This is a genomic window from Tritonibacter sp. SIMBA_163 (genome assembly GCF_046535935.1).
Taxonomy (GTDB): Bacteria; Pseudomonadota; Alphaproteobacteria; order Rhodobacterales; family Rhodobacteraceae; genus Epibacterium; species Epibacterium scottomollicae.
On the sequence record NZ_JAWJBP010001366.1, the window covers coordinates 1 to 234 of the forward strand.

The window sequence follows — 234 nt, forward strand, 5'->3', positions numbered from 1 at the left end:
CCACCATAATCACCGCGACCACAATCACCGTTCGCAGTACGCGCAGCGCATTGGGCACGTAGCTATTCAGGCGCACTTCCAGCAGCGGCAGTTTACGACGCAGGTCGTCAGAAAGCTGGATACGGCGGCCAATGGTTTGGGTTAAGAAGGCCGAAAGCAGCAGGCCAATGACCACCGCCCCGAGGGTTTTCAAGGTGGCAAACAGTACAAACGGCAGCGCATCACCAGGGCGAG

General features: G+C 58.5%; 1 pseudogene. It reads right to left on the reverse strand.

Going from position 1 to position 234, the window contains the following annotated elements:
- Positions 1–234, reverse strand: a pseudogene (locus R0J92_RS26745) (hypothetical protein); the annotation flags it as partial.